Origin of the sequence: Ruegeria halocynthiae (assembly GCF_900106805.1) — a bacterium.
In the GTDB taxonomy this organism is placed as follows: Bacteria; Pseudomonadota; Alphaproteobacteria; order Rhodobacterales; family Rhodobacteraceae; genus Ruegeria; species Ruegeria halocynthiae.
Genome location: NZ_FNNP01000010.1, coordinates 86,844 through 111,290 on the forward strand (window position 1 = coordinate 86,844; position 24,447 = coordinate 111,290).

The 24,447-nt window shown below is 55.5% G+C and carries 18 protein-coding genes and 2 pseudogenes; 8 read left to right on the forward strand and 12 right to left on the reverse strand.

Going from position 1 to position 24,447, the window contains the following annotated elements; all coding sequences use genetic code 11:
• Positions 1-42: 42 nt before the first annotated feature.
• From BLU89_RS18175 to BLU89_RS18195, 5 genes are read right to left on the reverse strand one after another with little or no spacing between them, the layout of a single operon-like run.
• Positions 43-1,509 (reverse strand): aldehyde dehydrogenase, encoded by a 1,467-nt coding sequence (locus BLU89_RS18175; protein WP_074738683.1) that lies wholly within the window; start codon positions 1,507-1,509, stop codon positions 43-45.
• A gap of 9 nt (positions 1,510-1,518) precedes the next feature.
• A complete protein-coding gene (locus BLU89_RS18180; RefSeq protein WP_074738685.1) occupies positions 1,519-2,556 on the reverse strand; it encodes an LLM class flavin-dependent oxidoreductase in 1,038 nt (345 codons plus the stop codon).
• A 1-nt stretch (position 2,557) separates the two neighbouring features.
• A complete protein-coding gene (locus BLU89_RS18185) occupies positions 2,558-3,478 on the reverse strand; it encodes a flavin reductase (protein WP_074738687.1) in 921 nt (306 codons plus the stop codon).
• Positions 3,475-4,287: an alpha/beta fold hydrolase gene (locus BLU89_RS18190; RefSeq protein WP_074738689.1), complete on the reverse strand. Its 813-nt coding sequence runs from the start codon at positions 4,285-4,287 to the stop codon at positions 3,475-3,477. The genes BLU89_RS18185 and BLU89_RS18190 overlap by 4 nt, the downstream gene beginning before the upstream one ends.
• Positions 4,259-4,861, reverse strand: a complete 603-nt coding sequence (locus BLU89_RS18195) for an amino acid synthesis family protein (protein WP_074738728.1) — start codon at positions 4,859-4,861, stop codon at positions 4,259-4,261. Before BLU89_RS18195 ends, BLU89_RS18190 begins: the two co-directional genes overlap by 29 nt.
• A 102-nt stretch (positions 4,862-4,963) precedes the next feature.
• On the opposite strand from BLU89_RS18195, the gene BLU89_RS18200 reads away from it, so the two are divergent.
• Both BLU89_RS18200 and BLU89_RS18205 read left to right on the forward strand, forming a co-directional pair.
• On the forward strand, positions 4,964-5,650 hold the full coding sequence (locus tag BLU89_RS18200) for a GntR family transcriptional regulator (protein WP_074738730.1): 687 nt from the start codon (positions 4,964-4,966) through the stop codon (positions 5,648-5,650).
• Between the two features lie 101 nt (positions 5,651-5,751).
• Positions 5,752-6,726 carry a LysR family transcriptional regulator gene (locus BLU89_RS18205; protein WP_074738691.1) on the forward strand — a complete coding sequence of 325 codons (975 nt, stop codon included), beginning with the start codon at positions 5,752-5,754 and terminating at the stop codon, positions 6,724-6,726.
• Between the two features lie 16 nt (positions 6,727-6,742).
• Here BLU89_RS18205 and BLU89_RS18210 read toward each other — a convergent pair whose 3' ends face one another.
• Positions 6,743-8,260 carry a trimethylamine methyltransferase family protein gene (locus tag BLU89_RS18210; RefSeq protein WP_074738693.1) on the reverse strand — a complete coding sequence of 506 codons (1,518 nt, stop codon included), beginning with the start codon at positions 8,258-8,260 and terminating at the stop codon, positions 6,743-6,745.
• Positions 8,261-8,447: 187 nt separating this feature from the next.
• On the opposite strand from BLU89_RS18210, the gene BLU89_RS18215 reads away from it, so the two are divergent.
• The gene (locus BLU89_RS18215; RefSeq protein ID WP_074738695.1) at positions 8,448-10,883 is read left to right on the forward strand and encodes a GcvT family protein; all 2,436 of its coding nucleotides are present in this window, start codon (positions 8,448-8,450) and stop codon (positions 10,881-10,883) included.
• Here BLU89_RS18215 and BLU89_RS18220 read toward each other — a convergent pair.
• Positions 10,880-11,797 carry a GlxA family transcriptional regulator gene (locus tag BLU89_RS18220; protein WP_074738697.1) on the reverse strand — a complete coding sequence of 306 codons (918 nt, stop codon included), beginning with the start codon at positions 11,795-11,797 and terminating at the stop codon, positions 10,880-10,882. The two genes, BLU89_RS18215 and BLU89_RS18220, sit on opposite strands and share 4 nt — an antisense overlap.
• Before the next feature lie 97 nt (positions 11,798-11,894).
• On the opposite strand from BLU89_RS18220, the gene BLU89_RS18225 reads away from it, so the two are divergent.
• The 3 genes from BLU89_RS18225 to BLU89_RS18235 are packed head-to-tail and all read left to right on the forward strand — an operon-like array spanning position 11,895 to position 15,861.
• Positions 11,895-13,055 carry an acyl-CoA dehydrogenase family protein gene (locus BLU89_RS18225; protein ID WP_074738699.1) on the forward strand — a complete coding sequence of 387 codons (1,161 nt, stop codon included), beginning with the start codon at positions 11,895-11,897 and terminating at the stop codon, positions 13,053-13,055.
• A gap of 7 nt (positions 13,056-13,062) precedes the next feature.
• Positions 13,063-15,078, forward strand: a complete 2,016-nt coding sequence (locus BLU89_RS18230) for an acetate--CoA ligase family protein (RefSeq protein WP_074738701.1) — start codon at positions 13,063-13,065, stop codon at positions 15,076-15,078.
• A 3-nt stretch (positions 15,079-15,081) separates the two neighbouring features.
• The gene (locus BLU89_RS18235) at positions 15,082-15,861 is read left to right on the forward strand and encodes a carnitinyl-CoA dehydratase (RefSeq protein ID WP_074738703.1); all 780 of its coding nucleotides are present in this window, start codon (positions 15,082-15,084) and stop codon (positions 15,859-15,861) included.
• 110 nt (positions 15,862-15,971) lie between these two features.
• On the opposite strand, the gene BLU89_RS18240 is transcribed toward BLU89_RS18235, so the two are convergent.
• From BLU89_RS18240 to BLU89_RS18250, 3 genes are all read right to left on the reverse strand, one after another.
• Complete coding sequence (locus BLU89_RS18240; protein WP_245709788.1) at positions 15,972-16,928, reverse strand: glycosyltransferase family 2 protein; 957 nt, start codon at positions 16,926-16,928, stop codon at positions 15,972-15,974.
• A complete protein-coding gene (locus tag BLU89_RS18245; RefSeq protein ID WP_083347795.1) occupies positions 16,891-18,672 on the reverse strand; it encodes an ABC transporter ATP-binding protein in 1,782 nt (593 codons plus the stop codon). The genes BLU89_RS18240 and BLU89_RS18245 overlap by 38 nt, the downstream gene beginning before the upstream one ends.
• A gap of 114 nt (positions 18,673-18,786) precedes the next feature.
• A complete protein-coding gene (locus BLU89_RS18250) occupies positions 18,787-19,470 on the reverse strand; it encodes a DnaA N-terminal domain-containing protein (protein ID WP_074738707.1) in 684 nt (227 codons plus the stop codon).
• Positions 19,471-19,939: 469 nt separating this feature from the next.
• Between BLU89_RS18250 and BLU89_RS18260 the strand changes: the two genes are divergently transcribed.
• Complete coding sequence (locus BLU89_RS18260; RefSeq protein WP_074738711.1) at positions 19,940-21,247, forward strand: AAA family ATPase; 1,308 nt, start codon at positions 19,940-19,942, stop codon at positions 21,245-21,247.
• Between the two features lie 14 nt (positions 21,248-21,261).
• Complete coding sequence (locus BLU89_RS18265) at positions 21,262-22,350, forward strand: ParB/RepB/Spo0J family partition protein (protein ID WP_342722327.1); 1,089 nt, start codon at positions 21,262-21,264, stop codon at positions 22,348-22,350.
• Between the two features lie 728 nt (positions 22,351-23,078).
• Here the strand turns inward: BLU89_RS18265 and BLU89_RS18270 are convergent.
• Together BLU89_RS18270 and BLU89_RS18275 are read right to left on the reverse strand one after the other, a co-directional pair.
• Positions 23,079-23,762, reverse strand: a pseudogene (locus BLU89_RS18270) (IS6 family transposase).
• A gap of 91 nt (positions 23,763-23,853) precedes the next feature.
• Positions 23,854-24,388, reverse strand: a pseudogene (locus tag BLU89_RS18275) (transposase); the annotation flags it as partial.
• Positions 24,389-24,447 lie beyond the last annotated feature (59 nt).

Here is a 24,447-nt window from a genome sequence, read left to right on the forward strand (position 1 = left end):
TAGGGCCAAAGGAAGAATTTGCCGCCGATGTTGCGAAATTCTTTAACGCATCACAAACGGGTCGGGGATCGGGTCGTCACTGGTGCGCAACCAAACCGACTTGACCCGCGTGTAATCAAGCGCCGCCTGCAGGCCCCCTTCGCGCCCGTGGCCTGACAATCCATGGCCGCCGAAAGGGGCGATCGGACTGACGGCCCGATAGGTGTTTACCCAGACAATGCCCGCCTTCAGGTTCCGGATCATCCGATGTGCGCGGGTCAGGTCTTTGGTGAATACACCCGACGCCAAACCAAACGCCGTGTCATTCGCGATTTGAACCGCCTGCGCCTCAGTCTCGAAGCTGACGACCGAGAGGATCGGGCCAAAGGCTTCGCGCGTCAGACACGGGGCGTTCGGTGCCTTGGAACAATCGATAATCGTAGGTGGGAAATAGTTTCCGTCACGATCCAGAGGTTGTCCACCTGCAAGCACGGTCGCCCCGGCAACAATAGAGTCAGAAACCAGTTCGGTGGCCGCCGCAAGCTGGGCCTGCGTGCAAAGGGGGCCAACCTCGGTTTGTGGATCGTCAGGTGCCCCAATAACGATTTCATTCGCTTTTTCTATGAGACGGGTCAGGAATTCATCCTTGATCTTGTCAGCGATCACCAGCCGAGATCCCGCCACGCAGCTTTGCCCGGTCGCGGCAAAGATGCCCGAGACCTGAGCATTCACGGCGCTTTCGATGTCGGCATCATCGAATACGATGAACGGGGATTTCCCGCCCAATTCCAGCGAGGTTGATGCAAGGTTCTCGGCCGAGTTTCGCACAATATGGCGCGCTGTGTCAGGGCCGCCCGTGAAGGCGACATGATCGACTTCCGGGTGGCTGGTCAGAACCGCGCCACATTCCGGCCCGAACCCGGTGACGATGTTCAGAACTCCGGGCGGAAAGCCCGCCTGGTCGAAGATACTTGCAAATTCCAGCATCGGGGCCGGACCATCCTCGGATGCCTTCAGGACAACCGTGCAGCCCGCGGCGAGCGCGGGGCCAATCTTGACCGCCGACAGAAACAGTTGCGAATTCCAAGGCACCACAGCAGCCACCACACCAACCGGCTCGCGGCGCAACCACACTTCCATATCCGGCTTGTCGATCGGCAGGTGTGCCCCTTCGATCTTGTCCGCCAATCCGGCATAGTATCGGTAATAGTCCGCGACATAGGCAATCTGAGCCGATGTTTCGCGGATGATCTTGCCGGTATCGCGCGTTTCAAGCTCGGCCAGGGAGTGAGCATTTTCTGCAACCAGATCAGCCAACCGGTACAACAGTTTGCCGCGCATGGTCGCCGTCATGTTTGCCCAATCGGGTGCCAGCAGCGCGGTGCGCGCTGCCTTAACCGCGGCGTTCACATCGATTGCTCTGGCTTCGGGCATCTTCGCCCATACGGCGCCTGTCGCAGGATCACGGCTGTCGAACTGCGTGGCGCCATCTGAAAACGTACCACCGATATAATGTTGAAACTGCCGCATTGTCTCTCCTCAGGCGAAGGCTGGCATGACATCCGCGATGAAACGCTCAAGCGAAGCTTTCTTGCGCTCAAAGCTCATCCCGCTGTCGATCCACAATGAATACTCGTCATATCCAAGATCGCGATAGCCCTTGATCCGTTCAATCGCCCTGTCGGGTGTACCTATCACGTTATCCCGGATCATCGCCTCGGGCGAATAGAATGGATGGTTGGCGATGTCGTCGTCACTCAGCGTTTGGATCAAGCCCTGCGAAACAGGGCGTTCGTTTTTGAACCATGCACCAAAGTAGCAATAAAAGCGGTTGATCTCTTCCGCCGCACGGCGGGCATCCGCCTCGTCCGAGGCAATATAGGTATGATTCAACAGCATGATTTCGGGGCGTGGGACATCAGGGAACTTTGCGCAGGCGGCGTTGAACGTATCCATCAGTCTGGTGATCTCTTCATCTCCCTGCCACAGAGGCGTGACCTGAACGTGGCAGCCATTTGATACTGCAAACTCATGACTGTTGGGATCGCGCGCGGCGACCCAGATCGGTGGGCCGTTTTGTTGCAGAGGTTTAGGCGAGGACGTGGTAGCCGGAAAGGAATGGAACTCTCCGTCAAGCGCATAGTCACCTTCCCACAGACCGCGCAAGGCTGGTACGATTTCGCGCATACGCTGGCCCGCCTCCCAAGCATCCAGCCCTGGCACCATCCGCTCATATTCATAGCTATAAGCCCCGCGCGCAATGCCCAGATCCAGTCGGCCATTCGTGATCATGTCGGTCATGGCCGCCTCTCCGGCCAGTCGGATCGGGTGCCAGAACGGCGCGATGACCGTACCGGTTCCCAAACGCACATTACGGGTCTGGCGTGCCAGATCGATCAAATTCAGAAATGGGTTTGGTGAAATGGTGAAATCCATCCCGTGATGCTCGCCCGTCCAGACCGCATACATACCGCCCTCGTCCGCGATTTTGGCAAGCGCGATAAAGTTCTCATAAAGCTCCTGCTGGTCCTGATCCGGTGAGGTGCGTTCCATATGAACGAAAAGCGAAAAGCGCATGTCAGAGACCTTCTCGTGTGATGGGGCGAACCTCGCCGCTGATCTGATCGCCGTAATAGATGCCGAAATCTCCTAATCGGGATTCTTCGGACAATCGTTCCAGCATTGTTCGGGTCGCCGCGTCGGTTACCGTACCGAAGGATGCGTCATCCAATGGGACGAATGTGCCCTTCTGCGGCCCTTCATCGGCCGCCTGACACAGAAATGCTATGTGCTGCCGTTTGCGATCTGCATCCTCGTAAACCGAATAGACAAAGCCCGGCTTTGCGGTCAGTCCGGTGGCTTCGATAAGCTTGTCCAACGCGGCCGACACACCCTCTGATCCAACAACTGCCTCTGGCGGTGCAAGCGCGCCGTCACCGGCATCGACCAGTAGCACCTGGCCTGCGCGCTCGATCAGGGCCGAGACGATAATGCCGGTGTCCTGTGTCAAAGCTCCGGCGGTGGTTGATGGTGTTACATAGGCACCCCGGACATACCCTAGACCTGGTGCCGGAGTATTGTCGAAGGCTTTGACCTCTCCGATCAGGATCACGTGATCCCCTGCGTCGACGATCTTGTGCATAGCGCAATCAAACCAAGCCGAAGCACCTTCGATCAGCGGCGATCCGACGGGCCCGAGACGCCATTCCACATGGGCAAACCGGTCATCGACGGGACGGGCGAATGTGTTGGATACCTCGGTCTGCGTTTCCGAAAGGATGCTCACGGCAAAGCCGTCAGCTGCAATCAACGATTCATAGTTTGTTGAACTGTTGGCGAGGCAAACCAGCACAAGCGGAGGATCTAGCGATACAGATGTGAACGAGTTCGCGGTAAACCCGAGCGGGTGACCATTGGCATCATTCGACGTCACCACGGTGACGCCAGTCATGAAGGTTCCGAACGCGTTGCGCAACGCGCGGGGATCAAGCGAGGTCATTGCGCAATCCTTTCTTCGGCAGACTGGCCAAGCCATTCGACCAGATGCTCTGTAACGGTATCAGGTGCGGTGAGGTTCACCATATGTCGGTGGCCCTGGATCACAACGGCCCGCCCGTTCTGAACTGCAGCGACCATTGCTTCTGACATCGCCGGGGTGGAATTCGGATCTCCGTCACCGGTGAGCGCAAGAAACGGGCACGAAATTCGGCTCATCTTATCGGCATAGGCGGCATCGCCCTGCGCAAATGCAGAGTAGGCAACGGCATAACCTTCCTGATCAACAGACCCAAGCCACACTGCAACCTGTGCGCGGGCAGTTTGATCACCTGGACCGTCACCAAACCAGCGTGACAGCGGCGTTTCCAAATCAACTCTGCCTGCGCTGATATCAACGGCCCGTTTGATGACTGCAGCACGGGATGACGCATCGCGACAATAGACGCCGTTCAACAGGGCAACTCGACTGGTTTCATTGGGGTATTCCACCGCAAAACCAGCGGCAATCAGCGCCCCCATTGAATGCCCAATGATTGCAACTGAACCCAAGTTCAACGCGCTGACAACATCGTGCAACCAAACAACAAAATCAGACAATTGACTGCTTGATGGCAGACGGTCACTGCCTCCATGCCCAGGCAGATCAACGGCGATCACTCGGCAATGCGTGCTCAGCGCGTCGAACTGAGGCCCCCAGGCCGCAGATTGCATACCAACGCCATGAATCAGAAGGACGGGTTGCCCCTTCCCCGCCTCCCTGAACGCGACAGACTGGCCGGAGTTAGACAGCTGCAGGGTTGTCAACGTCATGGCCAAGTTCCTTGATGTCCTGATAGCGATCCCCGATCCGGTGATGCGGGCGCCCGCCGATCGAAGCCCCCAAGGCAATCAAAATCTCATCCGCCGCAGGTGCATCCGCTACCGAGGTCTGAATCGTAAGATAGTGAGACCGACGGCCGCCATCGTGCTTGTCCATCAACGGGATCAGCAGCGGCGCATTGGCCGGGCCGCGCGTATTGCAGAAGGAAAGGTAGGATTTAGCCCCGACCGCTTTGCGGTAGTGATTCCCAAAATGCAGCGTGTGGATCAGGGCTGACCCATGCTCGATCTCTCCGTTCAAGCCCACAATCGCAGACTTGCCATAGGCCTCAACCCGATCGCCGCCACCTGCTGCGTCTAAAATCATTCTGGTCAGCAGCTCCCCCAGACCCGGGGCGCAATCGCGGATTGCAGGGCCGAGATCCTCGACAAAACCCTCATCGGCCCACGGATTACGAATGACGGCCATGGCAGCAATCAGCTTCAGCGGAGTTTCTGCCACTTTGCCACCCTCGATCAACGTGTCTTCGACATACAAAAGCGTTTTTCGAATTTCGGCGGGCATGGCGATTCCTTTGGCAGACCTTTGGATGAGAATATGGTATACCATCATACCATATGTCAATCATACTTGTTCCTGACCCCTGCCGCAGATATGAAAGCGTTGATGACGAACACTGACCCCACCCTTCAGAAGATAGAAAAAGCCCCGCAAACCTTGCGGGATATCGTGCAGGCCCGCCTGCGCGAAGCGATCATCGACGGGCGTTTCGCCCCCGGTGAGCGCCTTGTTGAACGCCCGCTCTGTGATCAGTTGGGTGTCAGCCGTACCGTCATCCGCGAGACGATCCGATTTCTGGAAGCCGAAGGTTTGGTTGAGATTATCCCCAACCGTGGGCCAATCGTCTCGACCCTCAGTTGGGATCAGGCACGGCAGATCTATGACATCCGTGTGCAACTTGAAGGCGCTTCAGCTGCGGCCTGCGCACAAGCGCACAGGAAAGGGTTCGAGAAAGATCTGGGTCGGGCCCTGAAAGCGGTTGGCGCGGCGCAGAACGATACCGAATGGTCGAACCTGCTGCAGGCCACGACCCGCTTCTATGAATTGATGTTTTTGCAGGCCGGGCACAGCATCGCCTGGGATATCGTACAACGATTGAATGGTCGGATCAGCCGCCTTCGGGCGCTGACCCTTGCGGCTCGTGATCGAGAGCGGTCCGGGATGAGTCATATGACCGCGATCCATGACGCCATCCTCAGCGGTGATCCTGTCAAAGCCCGGCAAGCGGTGAAAAACCATATCGCAGATGCCGCACAAACCGCGCGCGGCTTTCTGGAGAATTCTGAAATCTGAATGGTTGATAGTGGCGCCTGCGATTTCGAGATTCTGATATCAAAACTTTCAGCATCTGCATAAATTGGCAGTAAACGCCCTGATCTTACGAAAGAACCGGAATGCCGCGTCAGCCTGCTCCGAAGGACTTCAGCCTCAAATGGCTGGAACTGTTTCAAATCTGTGCGCAGAAAGGTTCACTGCAGGTGGCCGCAAAGGAAACCGGTCTAACGATCAGCACTGTGTCCCATCACCTGCGCAATCTCGAAGACCATCTGGGCGTTGAACTGTTCAATCACACCCGCAGACCGATGGTATTGACCCCGAAAGGCCGAACTTTCCTGCGCAATATCGACGATGCGCTACAGCTGATCCGAAAGGCAAAGGCCGAAGCGTCTGCCGGTAGCATTACCGAGGCCAGCTATCTGCGCTTTGGCACAATCGAAGATTTCGACAGCGACATCATTCCGGAGCTTGCCGTTTACCTGTTCGCAAACATGCCCGCCTGCGATTTCATGTATCACACAGATTCCAGCCACGCGATTATCGACATGCTGCGCGACCGGCAGTTGGATCTGGGGATTTCCACTACCCCCAGCGAACGCATGAGTGACCTTCAAGATCGCCCCCTTCTGCGCGATCCATTTGTCATCGTTCTGCCTAAGGTGAATGACGACACTCTGGGAGATATTGTGGAAGGCCGCACCAAACTGCCGTTTCTGCGTTATTCCAGCAACCTGATCATTGCGCGCCAGATCGAATCCCAACTGCGGCGGATGGGAATTTCAGCGTCGCACAGATTCGAATGCAGCAACAATCAGACGCTGATGTCGATGGTATCAGCCGGGGCGGGTTGGACCATCACGACCCCGCTGTTGTATTCTCGGGCAAAACGGTTTCAACCCAAGCTGCGTATGCACCCATTTCCGGGCAAAAGCTTTGCTCGCACTTTGGCACTGGTTGCGACGCCGGATTGTTCAAGATCCGTCATTGAACTGGTTGATGCCAAAACACGGTCTCTGATCAGAGACCGTATCATCGCCCCGCTGCACGCAGACATTCCTTGGCTGGCAAACAGTTTCAAACTGGTCGAGTGAAAATCGCCCAAAGCCTTCAAAGGATATTGAATCGGTCCCGGATTTGCCCATCCTGCTCGGGTGACAAGTAACTTGGGGAGTGGGTCCGCAATATCTCTTGCGCGCGATGACGCGCCCGGGCCCACGCATCTTGCGCACCGTTATCTGCCCATGTCCGGGGCTCGTCCCGGTCCGCAAGCGAAGGGTAAAAATAGTCTCGTTCCATGGCGGCAAACGTATGTTGTCCGCCCAGAAAATGTCCCTCGCCCAGCACCGCTTCGCAAATGGCCTCAAAGCCCAGATTCTCATCTGTTACCTCAATGCCCCTTAAGGCGCGGTAGGTGTGCGAGTGCATCTCATCATCCAATACAAACGCCTCAAAGCTCACACCCAGCAACGAGGCTGTCATGCCCGAGCTTTCGTAGATCAGATTGCCCCCTGCCAACGCCGCTGCAATTGAGGTCAGGCCCTTTTCCATCCCATATTGAGCGTCAATCGCCTTGGCATCAGTCATGGAACAAGCCACGCCCGAGGGCAGCCCAAGCCAATTGGACAACTGGGCCGAGGCTGCATTCAGTACTGCCGTCTCTCCGCTGCCGCCTGAGAAAGCGCCGGTCCGAAGGTCAATGACCAGAGGCCAATTCGAAAAAACCATCGGGAAGCCGGGCTGGATCGAATGAACCATCACCAAACTGGCCAGTGTTTCTGCCAATGATTGCGCCAGAAAACCGGCCAAGGTTGCTGGCGCGGTCGCCCCGGCCTGCGCCGCGGTGATGCACGAAATCGGGATATTATGCTCAATGCAAGCATAGACCACGTCCACCGCATCCTCACCGTATCGCATCGGCGAGATCATGGGGCTGATATGCGCCTTCATGAACGGGCGTTTTGCAAATTCCCCGGGACCGCCGGCTGCGATATCCAGCATCTCGACAATCGGCGCAACATGTTCGGCCAATGTGAATGAGGTCGCGGTGGGCTTCGTGGTGTTCTTCAGCAGCGCATAAACCGTGTTCACATCCAAATCGAAGGTTTCCACCACATCGGTTGCGACACAACAGCGGGTAAACCAGCTGACGTTTGGAAGAACGTCCTGAAGGCGCGTAAAATCATGCAGGTCCTGCAAGGTCGAAGGCCGATAGTGGCCGCTGTGCAGATCAAGCGTCTGAACCGCTGCCCCGCCAGTGCCAAAGTAGACGCGGTTGCCGCCAACTTCGATGGATCGGGTCTGATCACGCCCGTGCAGAACAAAGGTCTTGGCAGCCTGATCAATCGCCTGTTCAACCAACTGAGGCGGAAAAAGTATCCGACCCTTCCCGTTTTCTTTTGCCCCAACCGCCAACAGATCGGTCTGCAAACGATCCGGAACTTCACCGATCCCAAGCTTTTCAAGAAGGTCAAGTGCCGTGTAATAAATCCGTTCAAGCTCGACCCTGGTCAGGGGCTTATAAGCGCCTCCTGGCTGACCCGGCGGACAAGGATCTAGCGCGGGCTTCTCAGCCCGCTGCGCAACTCGTCCCTTTCGGCCGGACCGTTTCGCCTTTGGCGCAGCCATGCGTGATCCTCCAACAGCATCATGTTCATCAATTCAACAGAACGCCAGTTGCCCGTTTCAATCGCATTCGGCTTTTTGAGATTTATTGAGTTTTTATTTTCGATTTTCTCTGCAACATCACTCCGCCCCTTGTGAACCGCCTGACAGAACGGACTAATCCCGCAAAACGAGCCAGAGGGGTTCCGACATGAAATCACGCACCAAGGTAGTCGTCATTGGCGGCGGTATTGCCGGTTGTTCGACACTGTATCATCTGACGCGTGAGGGTTGGACCGATGTTGTGCTGGTCGAGCGGAATGAACTGACCAGCGGCACAACCTGGCATTCGGCGGCGCAGGTGACCAATTTCGGCATGAACCAGACTATGGTCGGGCTGAAGACCCATTCGATCAACCTGTACAAGGAACTGGCAGAAGATCCTGACTATCCGATCAACTACCATCACGGTGACGGCGGTATCAGGCTTGCCAATACGCCGGAGCAGATGCAGGGGTATCACCATTTCGCATCAATGGCGCGTGGAATGGACGTACATTTTGAGATCATCGATGCCGAAGAATGCGCCCGCCGACACCCATTGATTTCAACCGATAATCTGTTGGGTGGGCTTTGGGATCCGTTGGATGGCGACATTGATCCGGCTCAGCTGTGCCAGGCATTGGCCCGACGCGCACGCAAAGCCGGGGCGGAGGTTTATCGGAATACTCCGGTAACCGGGCTAACTCAGCACAAAGATGACACTTGGACGGTTCACACGGAACATGGCGACATTGACTGCGATATCGTGGTCAACGCTTGCGGCTATCGAGTCAACGAAGTGGGCGGGATGATGGGTGTACATCACCCCGTTGCCTCGATGGAGCATCAGTACTTTCTGACCGAAGAAATCGCAGCAATCCGCGAAGCAAGCCACAGGATGCCCCTGCTCCGTTGCCCGATCAGCGACTATTATTGTCGGCAGGAAAAGAACGGCTTGCTGGTTGGGTTCTATGAGCAGGATTGTAAAACCTGGGGAATGGACGGGATTGATCCGAACTTTGTCAACGCGCTCTGTCCTGACGATCTGGACCGTGTGACCAATGTGTTGGAGGGTGCTTTTGCACGTATGCCTGCGCTGATGGAGGTCGGGATCCACACCATTGTAAATGGCCCGATTACATACACAATTGACGGCGCACCATTGGTCGGACCGATCCCAGGCAGGCGCAACGCCTTTTGCATCATTGGTCTGCGCGCAGGACTAGGCGAAGGTGGTGGCCACGGTTGGCTGCTGGCGCAACAGATCGTTCATGGCGAGGCCTGCTACGATACCTGGTGCCTTGATCCGCGCCGATTTACCGGCCACGCCAATGTAGAACTGACCGCGCTGAAATCCATAGAAGACTACCAGAATGAATTTCGCTTTCACTTTCCACACGAACACCGACCCGCAGGTCGCCCGGCCAAAACAACACCGCTGACCCCAATTCTCGCTGCTGAAGGGGCCGAATTCATGGTTGTCAACGGCTGGGAGAGGGTCGATTACATCAAACCCACACCAGACTTTCACCCCTCTTTGAGATTCAGTCTTGATGAAACCTTTGACGTCGTTGCGGCAGAGGTCAAAAACCTGCAACACAACGTCGGATTGGCCGAAGTCAGCGGATTCAACCGACTGGAAATCACGGGACCCGATCGACATAGTTTTCTGGATCGGATGATGTGCGGCACGGTGACAAAACGTGACGGGCGTGTCGGCCTTGGCTATCTGCTGAACCATCACGGCATGGTCAAAGCTGAGGCCACCATTGCCAACCTGCCTGCCAGTGATCGCGGCCCGGCACGGGCCTGGTATGGATCCGCCGCTGCCAGCGAATATCACGATATGGACTGGCTGCAGGCACATCTGCGCGACGACGAGGACGTGCACATCCGCTCACTCACCAATGATCAAACCATACTGGTTCTGGCCGGACCCAAATCGCGCGACATACTGTCAGCCAGCGCCCGTGGTGACTGGTCGCGAGAAGCGTTTCCATGGCTCTCGGTTCGTGAATGCTTTGTCGGCTTTGCGCCAGCAACTGTTTTGAATATCAGCTTCTCAGGGGAACTGGCTTACGAGATTCATGTCCCAAATGCCTCACTGTATGCTGCTTATCTGGCGCTGCGAAAGGCGGGTGAAAATCATGATATGACCATGTTTGGTGCCCGCGCCGTCGAGTCCATGCGGATGGAGAAAGGGTTCTTGCACTGGAAAGCCGACCTGATCACAGAGTTTGACCCATTCGAAACAAGTTTGAACCGGTTTGTAAAACTGGACAAGGGTGATTTCGTTGGCCGGAACGCTTTGATAAAACGCCATGAAAGCGGTCCGCAGAAAAAGTTGGTGAGCTTAAAAATAGATACGATCAAAGCGCCTGCCCATGGTGGTGCTTCGTTGATGTTGGGGGGCAAAGTCGTTGGCACGATCACGTCAGGGGAATGGGGCCACCGGACAGGGATGAACCTCGCCTATGGTTTTGTGGACCCTGAACTTTCCATCCCCGGCAGCAAGATGCAGCTCGATCTGTGTGGCGAAATAGTCGAAGCCGAAGTGATCGCACCTTCCCCTTATGACCCGGACCTGTCACACGTGCGCGGCTAGTTTTTACTGCGATACGCCGTCGGCGTTTGCCCAAACTGAGCCCGAAACGCCCGCGTCATGGCGCTGGGGTTTTCGTAGCCACAGCGGCTGGCAATTTCGGCGACGGACTGTTGGGTCTCGATTGCCAGTTTACGCGCCAGAATCAGACGCAATCGACGATAGAGCGCCTGCGGAGTTATGCCCAACTCGGCCAGCACGCGGGTTTCAATGGTTTTTTGAGAGCATCCAAGCTGACGCGCGATTTCTTTGATGAATAGCGGAGCGTCCAAAGTGTTCTGCATCACGGCGAGCACTCGGTTCACCAACCTGTCTTCGGACTTCATCCGCGGTGAGGCAGCACTCGGTTCGCCCCGGTTCATCAAGAGATGAGCCACTTCCATCGACAGCAAAGGCCCATGATCCGCGAGGATCAGCGCCGTGGCCAGATCATAAGCCGCCATCGCACCGGAACAGGTGATCCGGTTGCGATCGATCACAAAGCGCTCTTGTACCACTTCGACATCCGGAAAGGCTTCTTCGAACCGCGATATCTCATCCCAGTGAATGGTGGCGCAGTGCCCCTCGAGCAATCCCGCGCCTGCAAGCAACCAGCTTCCTGTATCCAGACCTGCAAGACGGGAATGGCGGCTCGCGGCCCGGCGCAAAGCCCGCAGCGTTTCGGAAACGGAATGCTCCAGAAATCCGTAAGACGGCATGACGATCAGAGCATCGCCCGTTGCAGCCCCCATCGCGCCATGAGGTGCCACCTGCAGCCCGCTGGAACTTTTTACAGGCGCGCCGTCAGGCGAATAGAACTGCCAGGCATACAGGTGCTGCCCCGCCAAGGTATTCGCTGCGCGCAGCGGCTCGACCATGTTGGCAAGGCACAGGTTCGAGAATCCGTCGAACAGCAAGAAGTTGTAGGTCTGAGTCAAATTATTCTAATCCTGCACGATATCTTACGATTATCGCATGTCATAGACCTAAACAATGCCGTTTCATTCCCAATCAGGCATTAAGGGAACCCGCGTTATGCAATTTGGCTTATCCGAAGAACAGGACATGATCGTCTCGACTGTGCGCAGCTTTGTCGAGAACGAGATTTATCCGTATGAGGCCGAGGTCGAACGGACCGGTCAGGTGCCAATAGAGTTGGGCGAACAGATCAAGCAGAAATGTATCGATCTGGGCTTTTATGCCTGCAACTTCCCCGAAGAGGTCGGCGGCGCAGGTTTGTCACACCTTGATTTCACTTTGGTCGAGCGCGAGTTGGGACGGGGATCAATGGCCCTGACCCATTTCTTTGGCCGCCCGCAAAACATCCTGATGGCATGCAATGAAGAACAGCGTGAACGCTATCTGTTGCCTGCCGTGCGCGGCGAGAAGATGGACGCGCTCGCGATGACTGAACCGGATGCAGGCTCCGACGTCCGTGGCATGAAATGTCAGGCCGCGCGCGATGGAGGCGACTGGGTCGTCAATGGCTCTAAACATTTCATCTCGGGGGCCGAGCACGCAGATTTCTTCATCGTCTTCATCGCAACAGGAGTGGATGAAACACCGAAAGGTCCCAAAAAACGCATCACCACCTTTCTTGTGGATCGTGGCACGCCGGGTTTTGAGGTGCGCGAGGGGTATAACTCGGTCAGCCACAAAGGGTACAAGAATTACATCCTGTATTTCGACAATTGCCGCCTGCCCGACGCACAGGTGCTGGGCGAGGTCGATGGCGGTTTTGCTGTGATGAACGAATGGCTTTACGCGACTCGCCTGACAGTCGCCGCCTTCTCGGTCGGACGGGCGCGACGCTGTTTTGACTACGCGCTGAACTACGCTGCTGAACGCAAGCAATTTGGTCAACCGATCGGTAAATTTCAGGGCGTCAGCTTTCAAATCGCCGACATGATCACCGAGATCGACGCTGCTGACTGGCTGACCCTTTCAGCTGCCTGGCGTTTGGATGAAAACCTGCCGTCAAACCGCGAGATTGCATCTGCCAAGGTGTACGCCTCAGAAATGCTGGCGCGGGTGACGGATACCACGCTGCAAATCTATGGCGGCATGGGCCTGATGGACGATTTCCCAATCGAACGGTTCTGGCGCGACGCGCGGGTCGAGCGCATCTGGGATGGCACCAGTGAAATCCAACGTCACATCATCAGCCGCGATTTGCTTCGGCCCCTAGGTGCCTGAGGCGTAGATGAACAAGGATATCTCTCGCCTTCTGCATCCGAATTCAATCGCCGTGATCGGTGGTGGCGCGTGGTGCCAACAGGTTATCCTGCAATCCGAACGTATGGGTTATACCGGAGATATCTGGCCAGTTCACCCTAAGGCGGCTGAAATCGCGGGTCACAGAGCTTATGCGCGACTTGAAGACCTGCCCACCGCCCCAGACGCGGCTTTTGTTGGCATCAACCGACACGCCACGATTGAGGCGGTACAGGTTTTGTCCGAAATGGGCAGCGGAGGTGCGGTTTGCTTTGCATCCGGATTCTCGGAAGCTGTGGCCGAGGATGACACGGGTGGAGACCTGCAGTCTGAGTTAATCAAGGCCGCAGATACCATGCCCATACTTGGACCGAACTGTTACGGCTTTATCAATGCGCTGGACGGAGCGTTGTTGTGGCCCGACCAGCACGGCGCAGTGCCGGTAGATCAGGGCGTCGCCATTCTGACCCAAAGCTCCAACATCTCAATCAACCTGACCATGCAGGCGCGCGCCCTGCCAATTGCTTATATGGTAACCTGCGGAAACATGGCACAGACCAGTCAGGCCGAGATTGCCGCATCGCTGATTGATGACCCACGGGTCACAGCGGTCGGTCTGCATATCGAGGGTTTCAAGGATATCCGCGAATGGGAAGCTCTTGCCACCAAGGCATATGAGAAAGGTGTTCCCCTGATCGCGCTAAAGGTCGGTGCGTCGGAACAGGCGCAGGCAGCAACGGTATCACATACCGCGTCACTGGCAGGCAACGATGCAGGCGCGCAAGCATTGTTGAACCGACTGGGCATCCCGCGTCTGGCCTCCCTGCCCGCATTTCTGGAAACGCTGAAATTGCTACACTGTTATGGGCCATTGCCAGGAACCAACATTGCATCGATCAGTTGTTCCGGAGGCGAGGCAAGCCTGATCGCAGATATGGCAATGGGCACGGGTCTCAACTTTCCCAAGTTGCGTGAGGACAAGGAAACGCAATTGCGCGATGCGCTCGGTCCGATAGTCGCGCTGAACAATCCGCTCGACTATCACACCTATATCTGGCGCGATGAAAACGCGATGGCGAAAGCCTGGGCCGGGATGACTGGAGACGATATTGATCTGACCATTTCGATCGTCGACTACCCCACCACCGACCGGGATGACTGGGCTTGCGCAACGCGCGCGGCACTTAAAGTGCGAAAGGATACCAATGCGCGCTTTGCAGTGGCCGCCACCTTGCCCGAATTGCTGCCAGAAGATGTAGCACAAACCTTGATGGAGGGTGGTGTGGTTCCCTTGATGGGCCTGAGCGAAACCCTCTCCGCTGCAAGGGCTGCAGGTCAGATCAACGCGCCTTCACGCGACCCAATCTGCCTGCCGGGCAATCAGGAAGCCACACGAACTTTAACTGAAGCAGCCGCCAAGTGTGCGTTGGCTGAACATGGCTTGCATGTTCCACAAAACAGAACGGTACGGGGAGCTGCGGAAATCAGCTGCGCTACACAGGAAATGACGGCGCCTTTCGCTGTCAAAGGCGTTGGTCTTGCGCATAAGTCCGAACACGCCGCCGTGCGACTGGAAATTCAGGCCACTGACCTGGTGAAGGTTGCCACAGAGATTGGCACCGATGAGATCCTGATCGAAGAGATGATCTCGGGAACCGTGGCCGAATTGCTGGTCGGCGTCGTGCGAGACCCCGCCCATGGGTTTGTATTAACACTTGGTGCGGGCGGCGTCTTGACCGAGATACTGCGTGACACAACTTCTCTGCTGATCCCAACGACACCCGACGACATTCGCGAGGCACTCAGCACGTTGAAAATCGCTCCACTTCTGGCTGGCTATCGCGGTCAACCCGCGGCTGATATGGATGAAATCATCGCTGCTGTTCTGGCCGTTCAAAGCTATGTGACACAACATGCCGATACACTCGGCGAGGTCGAAATCAACCCGCTTCTCTGCACGCCAACCCGCGCAATTGCAGTGGATGCCCTAATCAGAAAGGCCTGAGATATGGACCCGATCAAGACTCGCCGCGACGGCGCAATCCTTGAGGTGACTCTGGACCGGCCCAAGGCCAACGCAATTGACCTGGCCACCAGCCGCATCATGGGTCAGGTGTTTGCCGAGTTTCGCGATGATCCTGAACTGCGTGTGGCGATTTTGACCGGATCTGGTGAGAAGTTTTTTTGCCCCGGCTGGGACCTGAAAGCCGCCGCAGAAGGCGACGCTGTGGACGGGGATTATGGCGTGGGTGGGTTTGGTGGCCTGCAAGAACTGCGCGACCTGAACAAGCCAGTCATCGCCGCCGTCAATGGCATCGCCTGTGGCGGCGGGCTGGAGCTGGCGATCTCGGCCGACATGATCCTGGCCGCCGAACACGCGACCTTTGCGCTGCCCGAAATTCGCTCTGGCACCGTTGCAGATGCGGCCAGCGTCAAACTGCCCAAACGCATTCCCTATCACATCGCGATGGAGTTGCTGTTGACCGGGCGATGGTTCGACGCCGAAGAAGGCCACCGCTGGGGTCTGATCAACGAGATCCTCCCTGCCAATCAGCTATTGGACCGCGCCTGGGAACTCGCCCGCCTGCTCGCATCCGGTCCACCGCTGGTTTATGCCGCGATCAAAGAAGTTGTGCGCGAAGCCGAAGATCGCAAGTTTCAGGACGCGATGAACCTCATCACCAAGCGCCAGCTGCGCACTGTCGATGTACTCTACTCCAGCGAGGACCAGCTTGAGGGCGCGCGGGCCTTCGCGGAAAAGCGGGACCCGGTCTGGAAGGGTAAGTGAGCCCTTGGGATGGGTATTGCCTCAGGTTCTTCATCGCCAATTGTATGGTGGCGAACTCGCCGCGCCTTCTCCGCCATGGTTTGGCGATTGCAACTAGGCCGCGTTCCACTTCACTTCCGCTGATCTGGCCGCCTCAGCCAGAGAAGGCGTATGGTCTCGGTTATTTTCACCACGCGGATCGCATAGTGAACGCCCCAAACACCAATCGCCTGCGCAGATGTTAGACCCGGATTCTTCAGTAGGTTTTTCAACGTCTTAAAAGACGGGATCAGTTTTTGCACAGGTGGAATGTAATTCACGAACCCGCGGCTTTCATTGCGGCGGATCCTGGCGCCTTCGATGCGGCGGGCTTTGCTGAGGTGATCGCCCAAGCTACCACGTGCCGGATGCCGCACAATGGCATCTGCAGCAAAAAGGATCGGCTCTCCAGCCGCTTTGGCGCGATCGTTCCATTCCATGTCACCACCGGACAGTACCTTATCATTAAACCGGCCGATGCGATCCATAATGCAACGCCGAACAATCAGGTTGGCCGTGACTGCGCGCCCACGTTCAACCCATTTCTTCTGCTCCAACCCTAAGTGTACGTCATAGAGCTCGGTCACCGTCCAGTCCCGCCCATTCGGTATCAGCACAACGTTTCCGCCAAACCGGCCAACCTCAGGGTGAACTTGTGCCATCTTCAATCCGGCTTCCAGATAATGCGGATCGGGTTGGCAATCGGAATCGGTGAAAAACAGCAGCTCCGCACTTGCCTCTTGGATGCCGCAATTCCGGGCCGCGTACGAACCTGGCTTCGCCTCGCTCAGAATGCGCGCATTCACTGGCAGGCGGAACCCTTCAGGCACGGGATCAGACGGGTCGTTATTGACGGCAAATATCTCGAATTGATCCGCATTCAGCGTCTGCGATGCGAGCCCGTCCAGACAAACCTGCAATTGGTCCCAGCTTTGATAGGTCGGAACAATAACCGACGCCCGCAAGGAGGTAGGCACCGTTGCAGATTTGGGTTGCTGGATCGCGCCGGAGTCACTCTGCATGGACGGCGTTGGAATACTGATGGTCATAGAGCGTCTTGAACGGGCCCGGTTTTTGCAGCAATTGCGCGGCATTGCCCTGTTCCAAGACCTCACCACTTTCGATTACCACGATCTTGTCGGCGTGCATGATCGTCGAAAGCCTGTGCGCCACAATGATCGTTGTGCGCCCTTCGGTCAGCCGACTCAGCGCTTCCTGAACCAGATGCTCGGACTTTGAATCCAGCGCGCTGGTAGGCTCGTCAAGCAACAGGATCGGGCTGTCGCGCAATAGCGCGCGCGCAATCGCAAGGCGTTGCTTTTGACCCCCAGATAGGAAGGCGCCGTTTTCGCCGACCATGGTGTCAAAGCCGTCCTCGAGCGTCATGATGAAATCATAGGCGTTGGCGGCTTTGGCAGCCTCGATCACTTCTTCCTGTGACGCGTCTTCTCGACCAAACCGGATGTTATCGGCAATCGAGGCAGAGAAAAGGAAGGTCTCCTGGCCTACAAAAGACATGTTTTTTCGCAGCGATTTGAAAGATGCGAACTTGATGTCCTGCCCATCGATTGAAACCGAACCACCGAGCGGGTCGTACAAACGCAAGGCCAGATTCAGTATGGTTGATTTACCACCACCGGACAGGCCGACCAGAGCGGTGGTCTGACCAGCTTCAAAGGTCAGCGAAAGACCTTTCAGGATCGGATCTCGGCGGCGATAGCCAAATGAGACGTCATTGAACACAACCTCGCGCGGTCCGTCCGGCAGGGTTTTTGGATTGGCCTCTTCTGGCAAGGTTTCCGGCTCGTCCAGCATGTTGAACAACATTTGCACCCGCCGCAGCCCAAGCTCCATCTTGACCCGCACTTTGGTCAAGCGCTTGGCAGGCTCATAAGCCATCATCACGGCAGTAACGAACGACATCAGTTCACCCGGTGTTGAAGCGGCGGCTCCAAACAATTTGCCCGCGCTCAACCCGATAACCGAGGCAATCGCAAACCCCGCCAGAATATCCGTCAGAGGGCTGGTTGCGGCCTGCAGACGCGCAAGTTTGTTACGGCGCTTCTCAACACTTTTCACCGCTGAGTTCATCTGTCCGGCCATGCGTTCTTCCAACCCAAAGGCCTTGACCACGCGAATACCGGCCGAGGTCTCCTGGATGACCTTCATGATCGCGCCCATCGACTGCAATTCCATATCCGCGATCTCACGAACCTTACGAAGCAGTAGCCGAACTCCCAAAACGGCCAATGGACCAACAATCAGGGTAAACAAGGACAGGATCGGCTGTTGATAAAACATCACAGCCAGCAGTCCGATCAGCGTAAGCATGTCACGAACCGCGGTGGTAACCATGATCTCGATCACCGTGCGCGCGGCCTGAGCCGTTTGCGTGACCTTCAACAGCAAATCCGAACTTTCTGTCAGGTTGAAGAACGAGACGCCCTGCCGCAGCAACTTGTCATACAGCTTGATCTGCTGTTTCGAGACAATCCGATTCCCGGCACGTGTCAAAGCCACAATCTGGATATATGTCGCCACGCCTTTGACAAAGAAAATCGAGAATACAGCCACTGACACGCCCAGTATCTTGGCTGAATTTTCGCTGTCGAAAAGAGAATCCACCACATCGCGCATGATAAAGGCGATACTGGCAGTGGTTGTTGCAACAAACACCATTGCGATTATCGCAATGATATAAGGCACCATCTGTTCACGCATATTCTCGGCCAGCAGCCGCCACAGGATGGAATCATCCAAAACTGCAGAAATTTTTGATTTGATCTTTTGCAATGCACATGTCCACTGTGATCAGGATTGAAACATGTCAGCCCTGACATGCTCATAAACCGTTCCCGCTAGATAGTCGCCCGGTCCCTATTGAGCAAGCCCGCCTTGGTTCCAGTCTTAATCTGCAGCTTCGATGCGCAGCGCACGAATCGAAGGGTCGATACGAGCATAGGCCGCCAGAACCCTCGCGGGCCACTTCTGAGCAATGTAATCGGCCATGAATCGGGAGGGCGCAATCAGCGTGACCTGTCCCCCTGCCCTTTCAGCTTCGTTCAGATGCCGGAACCAGCTGGACCAAAGCTCGGGATCGCGGTTATGGAGAATTTCCTGAACCTGCGCCCAGACATCCTCGCCCTGAGGCGGAGGAATCGCAGGCTTTGGTTGGAACGGAACAACATTGTTATCTTCTGCCGGCTCCTGCTGCATTCTTTCCTGAAAATCGGTTCCAATTACCCGCCAGACATCAACTGTGTCCAGCAAGATCTGCTTGAGATCAATCTCATATACTGCAACCCGCCCACGCGCTGCTGGCCGCTTAACCGCGATCCAGCCCGCGCTACGCAGCTTAGCCATCTCTCGTTTTACCGTACGCTCGTTCACCGACCACAGGCGCGCAATCTCTTCTCGTCCGATCGACAGCTCGTTCGAGCGCCAGTTATATCGGGTAGTGATGAGCGCCGTGATGCGAAGAACACTGCGCTGCCGATGCTTGTCACCCGACAGAGCGTGGACGGCCAATGCCGACAGAATGTCATACTTTAGCGCAGGCGCATTTCGCCCGACTGGTTTCGCAACCTGCATTCGTGTCCTCGCCGCTCTTTTCAGCCTCATGCGGGTTGGTCCCGCTTTGAATACGTCGTTAGCCAACGCTTTTCCTGATCGTGACCTGATTAGCGTCCAATACTTCGATTCTGTCAAGAGCTCGTCGAAATTGCAGCAATTGAGCGCCTCATTCCAATATCAAATTAATAAAGAAATCGGTGAAGTTATGGTGAGGGGGGACATTCTATGTGTCCCCTTATATATCGATTTTGCCCCCCTATATACCGTATAATTCGCTGGTCTGTCCCCCCAAATGCTGCGTGCGAACCAATGCAATTGTACCTTTGTATCATCGCCGCGCTCCGAATCGCTCAGATCCCTGTAGGGCCTTGTTTTCTTACCCGTGGGTAAGATCGTATTCCTAGAATAATTTCTTTTGCCAAAAGTGCAAATCAGGCGTAAATAACAAACAGCACAAGAATAACGTCCAACAAATGAGAATTGAGGCATGTACACCCACGAAGAACTAAATACACTGCGCAATCAGTCCCTGAAGTTGCAGGGATGGATTCGGCAACAGACCTTCAGTCCCGAGATGGAAAAGACCCTGCGGCGGTTTTCAAGTTGGGAAGTGTCCGAGCTGATCTTTAAGGTGAATCAATCAACGTTCCGGGGGAAGCTGGCCGCCGATCCCTCGTTGCCGGGCGGCGAAGTCGAGCCGGATGGGCGCCAGCGCTGGTTCAGTCTTGAAGAGGTCAACGAACTGCGGCGACGGCTCAAGATCAATCGCAAAGCACTTACACCGCCCCGTCCGGCAGGTAGGCGAGCGATTCGTGCCGCGGTTGCCAATTTCAAAGGGGGCGCAGGCAAATCAACGGTTGCCTTGCATCTTGCGCACGCGGCAGCTCTGGACGGATATCGCGTACTGGTGGTGGATTTCGACCCACAGGCTACTCTTAGCCATTCGATGGGACTGACCGACGTTGCTGAAGACTACACAGTCTGGGGCATCATGGCGCGTGACCTGATCCGCGAGACAACGAGGATGAACAGCCGTCCTGCGGCAGCCGAATCTGGTACCGCCCTGCCCCGCCGAGAGTTGCCGCCGTCGATCACTGACATGGGGCTTGGCGATCTGCGCATTTCGGACTTTATCAAACAGACCTCCTGGTCGACCATTGATGCAGTACCCTCGTGTGCAAATGCGGCCTTCGTTGAATTCGCCTCGGCGCAGTATCGGCACCTTAATCCCGAATGGTCATTTTTTGCAGCTGTGTCCCGTTATCTGGATCAGATACCAGATGATGCCTACGATCTGATTTTATTCGATTGCCCACCAGCGATCGGCTATCAATCAATGAACGCCGTATTCGCGGCAGATATGCTGTATATCCCTTCCGGCCCGGGCTATTGGGAGTATGACTCGACCACGTCTTTTATCGGCCAGTTGGCAGAGGCGCTGGAAGATCTGGCATATGGCTTCGACAAGACCTTACCCACGGGTAAGATCGGTTTGCCCAAGACATTCTGTGAGATTCGGTTTCTGCTTACGCGATACGAGCCCGGCAATGCGCTTCACACAGCGATGTATGATGCGTTTCGCAAAGTATTTGGGGATCATCTTGCCACGCATCCGGTTGAAATGACACGCGCGGTCGAGCAATCTGGTAGGTTCCTGAGTTCGGTCTACGAGATGGATTATCGTGAGATGACACGGGAAACCTGGCGTCGCGCGCGTTCAACCTTTGACAATGTATATGATGAATTCCGGGACGTCATGCTGTCGGCCTGGGACAAGCTGGAGGATGACGCATGAGCCGCAAACGCAGAATGTTCGATATCGACCTGCCAGCGATGGAAAATATCCCGGTTGGCGAAGACACGGATAAAGCTCAGGAGAAACGACGGGGCCCAATGGCCGCTGCTATTTCTGAGAATGCTGAGGCGCTCCGCGATCAGCAGTCTACGGAGGACGCGATCCGGATCGAAAATGATCGGTTGGCTCATGAGCTTGTGCGCTTGCGTTCCGAAGGCTTTGTGACTGAACAGATCGCTTTGAGCGATGTTGTTACAGAACGATTGACGCGCGACCGTAAGCCTGGCCCCGATCCTGAGTTGGATGAACTGAAAGATTCAATTCGGGATGTGGGGTTATCGAATCCGATTCGGGTCGAGCGGCGAGCCGATGGTAAGTATGATTTGATCCAAGGGATGCGCAGATTGTCGGCATTTCGCGCATTACATCTGGAGACAGGTGATGATCGTTTCGCGACTATTCCCGCCGGGATCTCCGATGCTGCGGCACTGGATGACAGCTACCGTCGTATGGTCGATGAGAATTTGATCCGAAAGGATATCTCCTTTGCAGAAATGGGTGCGCTTGCCCGCGCCTTTGCAGAGGATGCGGCCAACGATTGCCCCGATGTCGATAAGGCGGTGTCGGTCTTGTTTAAATCTGCAAGCTATACGAAGCGCAGCTATATTCGGGCCTTTGCAAGTTTGTTGGCGATGATGGAGAAAGTACTTTTACACCCGAATGAGATACCACGGAATGTGGGTGTTGAGCTCAAGCGCAAGCTGGATGCTGATCCAGGTTTGATTGGCCAGATCAACAAAGCCTTACTAGTTGAACCCGACCGTGACAGCGCGCGTGAAGTTTCGATTCTTCGCGCGTTCCTTGTGTCGGAAAACACGGCTGTATCGAAACCGAAGGTCGAAACCGTAGGAAAGCCGCGTCGCGCGAAAATAACATTCCAAGTGACGGGCAGGGCAGGGATCGCAAAATGTTCAGCTTCCAGCGGCCGTATCGAACTTCGCTACGATCTTGATTTCACGCGAGTTGATCGTGGCAGGCTCGAGCGAGCGGTCGCTGCATTGATTGAAGATTTGTGGGAAGAGGAAGACCTTACCCACGGGTAAGACTGTTTGGGAAAGCTATTTTCCATGCGTGCGCTGAAAGATCACAGCGCCGCGTATTCATACTTTCCAAAGGAATGGCCGCAGGGTACTTCTGTGATGTTGTCCTGATACTTTTGCGCCTATGCGGTTCATAGGTGCAAAGACAGATCTGCGTAGGCCAGGCTCAACATGCCCTTCAGCGTGCTCAGCGATAGGGCGCGGAATTGTTCGTTTCGTTCCAATGTTTAAGCGCATGTCACAATGCTTTGCCAACCTCCCATACATTCTTAATTCAGGGTGTCGCTTGACTCATAAATAAGATCAAAGAATAGGACCTTTGCCGTCACTCTGGGTGTCGAGGACTCCAGCGGTGCACCAAGCCAAAGTGAGTACCAGATCAAAAATGCGATTTGTAATTGTAAGCCGCAGTATTTCGGCTGGCAATCTGTGCGCGCAGTAAGCGGTTAGCGATGCTTGATCTATTGGTAAGAGGGCAGGGGGGTGGATGCTAATGCGAAGTCGAGTGCGACAAAAAGTGGGGCGGTTTGGGTTTGGATTTATCAAAAAACTCCTGCTTATAAAAGTCGAACTGAAGGGAGGTGAATGGTCTCTTAACAAGGTGTTGTTGTAGTGGTCAAAAAGGTAAAATATTGCGTATAAAGAAACTTCAAAGATTGTAATACAGAACTACACGTGAATTGTGTCGCAAACTTTTGGAACGGCCAGAGTCAGTGTCTTACTGGGCACACTTATCCTACGATCTCAGCAAACACCCGAAAGCCAGAAGTGGCTCCGCTGGAGAATTGCTGTTTCCGGATCATGTTGGCGGCTTCAATGCCGTCCAGAGTAGCCGAAGCGGATCTGAACGACTTGATCCCGCACATGTGCCGGATGCGACGCTTGATGAACCGATGATCCTGTTCGATCATGTTGTTCAAATATTTGAACTTGACTGTTTAGATTATGGCTGGGTAGCCAAACCGATTAAGGATTTTGTTAATTTCTCGGATGCCCGCCGCGTTGGCACCGCTCTTGTTGATAACAATCTTACGTGGGAACCCATTTGACGATAGCGCCTTGGCAAAGAACTTGGCTGCAGCTGGACGGTTTCTGCGCTCGGACAGCATGAAATCAAGGGTAACTCCAGCTTTGTCGACAGCCCGATAGAGATACATCCATCTGCCGCGCACACGTACATATGTCTCGTCCATGCGCCGGGAGTTCAGCGTTGGGCGTTTCTTCGATTGCGCTCTCACTGCAATCAACGGTGAATATTTCACAACCCACCTGTTGTGAGTGGCGTGGTCCACCCACACGCCGCGTTCAGCCATGATCTCTTCCAAGTCCCGATACGACGCTGTGTACCGTAAATAGAAGTACACAGCGTACAGAACCGCATCCTTGGGGAAATGGCAGCCTTTCAAAGAGATCATGCAAAAACCTGTTAGAGAACTATTCGCTGAGTACAATCGTCAGAACCTACGTGCCCGTCAATTCAGACAAAAAGTTTGCGACACATCCGGCCTCGCCTTCACCGATGGCTGCGTCCATCGCTGTCGAGATCATCGGGCCAATGCCAGACACCGTCATAACGTTAATGCAGTTCTCTTTGGTTCGGCTGATCTCTTCGATTTCTGCTGACACTTTCTCAATCCGATCGTCCGACCACATCCAGTCGCCATAGAGACTGATCAGGATCGAACGCATCCTCGGCGATATCTCGTCTTTGCGCGCCTCAAAAATCGTCTCGAACGAGTTCTTCAAAGCACGCAGCTCTTTCCGAACCGTGATGCCCTGCTCAATCAGGAAGGCGCGGATCTAATTGATCTTCGCCGTCCGGCGAGACACCAAACGTGATCTCAACTCTGTGCAGCGCTTGCAGATCGAGTTGGTCTTGGCTCTTCTCGGAAACAGCCTGTAGGTTGGGCCGAAGCGCGGCCTCGGCGATCGCCGCATCTTTTTGACTGCCCCCCTCGCTCAGGTGTGGACGGCCCTTTCCTGCCTTTCGCACCACTCTACAGTCGCTGCACTGCGGCCCGTCGAACCCGATGGGGTGGATAGCTCCTGCTCCAACCGGCGTCGCAATGCGCCATACTGCAGTTGTGTATCACTGCTAGG

What these genes read in the sequence shown, in the direction of transcription:
- BLU89_RS18200 (WP_074738730.1), top strand. Translation starts at nt 4,964, where the DNA reads ATGACGAACACTGACCCCACCCTTCAGAAGATAGAAAAAGCCCCGCAA.
- BLU89_RS18240 (WP_245709788.1), bottom strand. Translation starts at nt 16,928, where the DNA reads ATGACCATCAGTATTCCAACGCCGTCCATGCAGAGTGACTCCGGCGCG.
- BLU89_RS18205 (WP_074738691.1), top strand. Translation starts at nt 5,752, where the DNA reads ATGCCGCGTCAGCCTGCTCCGAAGGACTTCAGCCTCAAATGGCTGGAA.
- BLU89_RS18230 (WP_074738701.1), top strand. Translation starts at nt 13,063, where the DNA reads ATGAACAAGGATATCTCTCGCCTTCTGCATCCGAATTCAATCGCCGTG.
- BLU89_RS18225 (WP_074738699.1), top strand. Translation starts at nt 11,895, where the DNA reads ATGCAATTTGGCTTATCCGAAGAACAGGACATGATCGTCTCGACTGTG.
- BLU89_RS18235 (WP_074738703.1), top strand. Translation starts at nt 15,082, where the DNA reads ATGGACCCGATCAAGACTCGCCGCGACGGCGCAATCCTTGAGGTGACT.
- BLU89_RS18215 (WP_074738695.1), top strand. Translation starts at nt 8,448, where the DNA reads ATGAAATCACGCACCAAGGTAGTCGTCATTGGCGGCGGTATTGCCGGT.
- BLU89_RS18180 (WP_074738685.1), bottom strand. Translation starts at nt 2,556, where the DNA reads ATGCGCTTTTCGCTTTTCGTTCATATGGAACGCACCTCACCGGATCAG.
- BLU89_RS18265 (WP_342722327.1), top strand. Translation starts at nt 21,262, where the DNA reads ATGTTCGATATCGACCTGCCAGCGATGGAAAATATCCCGGTTGGCGAA.
- BLU89_RS18175 (WP_074738683.1), bottom strand. Translation starts at nt 1,509, where the DNA reads ATGCGGCAGTTTCAACATTATATCGGTGGTACGTTTTCAGATGGCGCC.
- BLU89_RS18210 (WP_074738693.1), bottom strand. Translation starts at nt 8,260, where the DNA reads ATGGCTGCGCCAAAGGCGAAACGGTCCGGCCGAAAGGGACGAGTTGCG.
- BLU89_RS18185 (WP_074738687.1), bottom strand. Translation starts at nt 3,478, where the DNA reads ATGACCTCGCTTGATCCCCGCGCGTTGCGCAACGCGTTCGGAACCTTC.
- BLU89_RS18195 (WP_074738728.1), bottom strand. Translation starts at nt 4,861, where the DNA reads ATGCCCGCCGAAATTCGAAAAACGCTTTTGTATGTCGAAGACACGTTG.
- BLU89_RS18190 (WP_074738689.1), bottom strand. Translation starts at nt 4,287, where the DNA reads ATGACGTTGACAACCCTGCAGCTGTCTAACTCCGGCCAGTCTGTCGCG.
- BLU89_RS18260 (WP_074738711.1), top strand. Translation starts at nt 19,940, where the DNA reads ATGTACACCCACGAAGAACTAAATACACTGCGCAATCAGTCCCTGAAG.
- BLU89_RS18250 (WP_074738707.1), bottom strand. Translation starts at nt 19,470, where the DNA reads ATGCAGGTTGCGAAACCAGTCGGGCGAAATGCGCCTGCGCTAAAGTAT.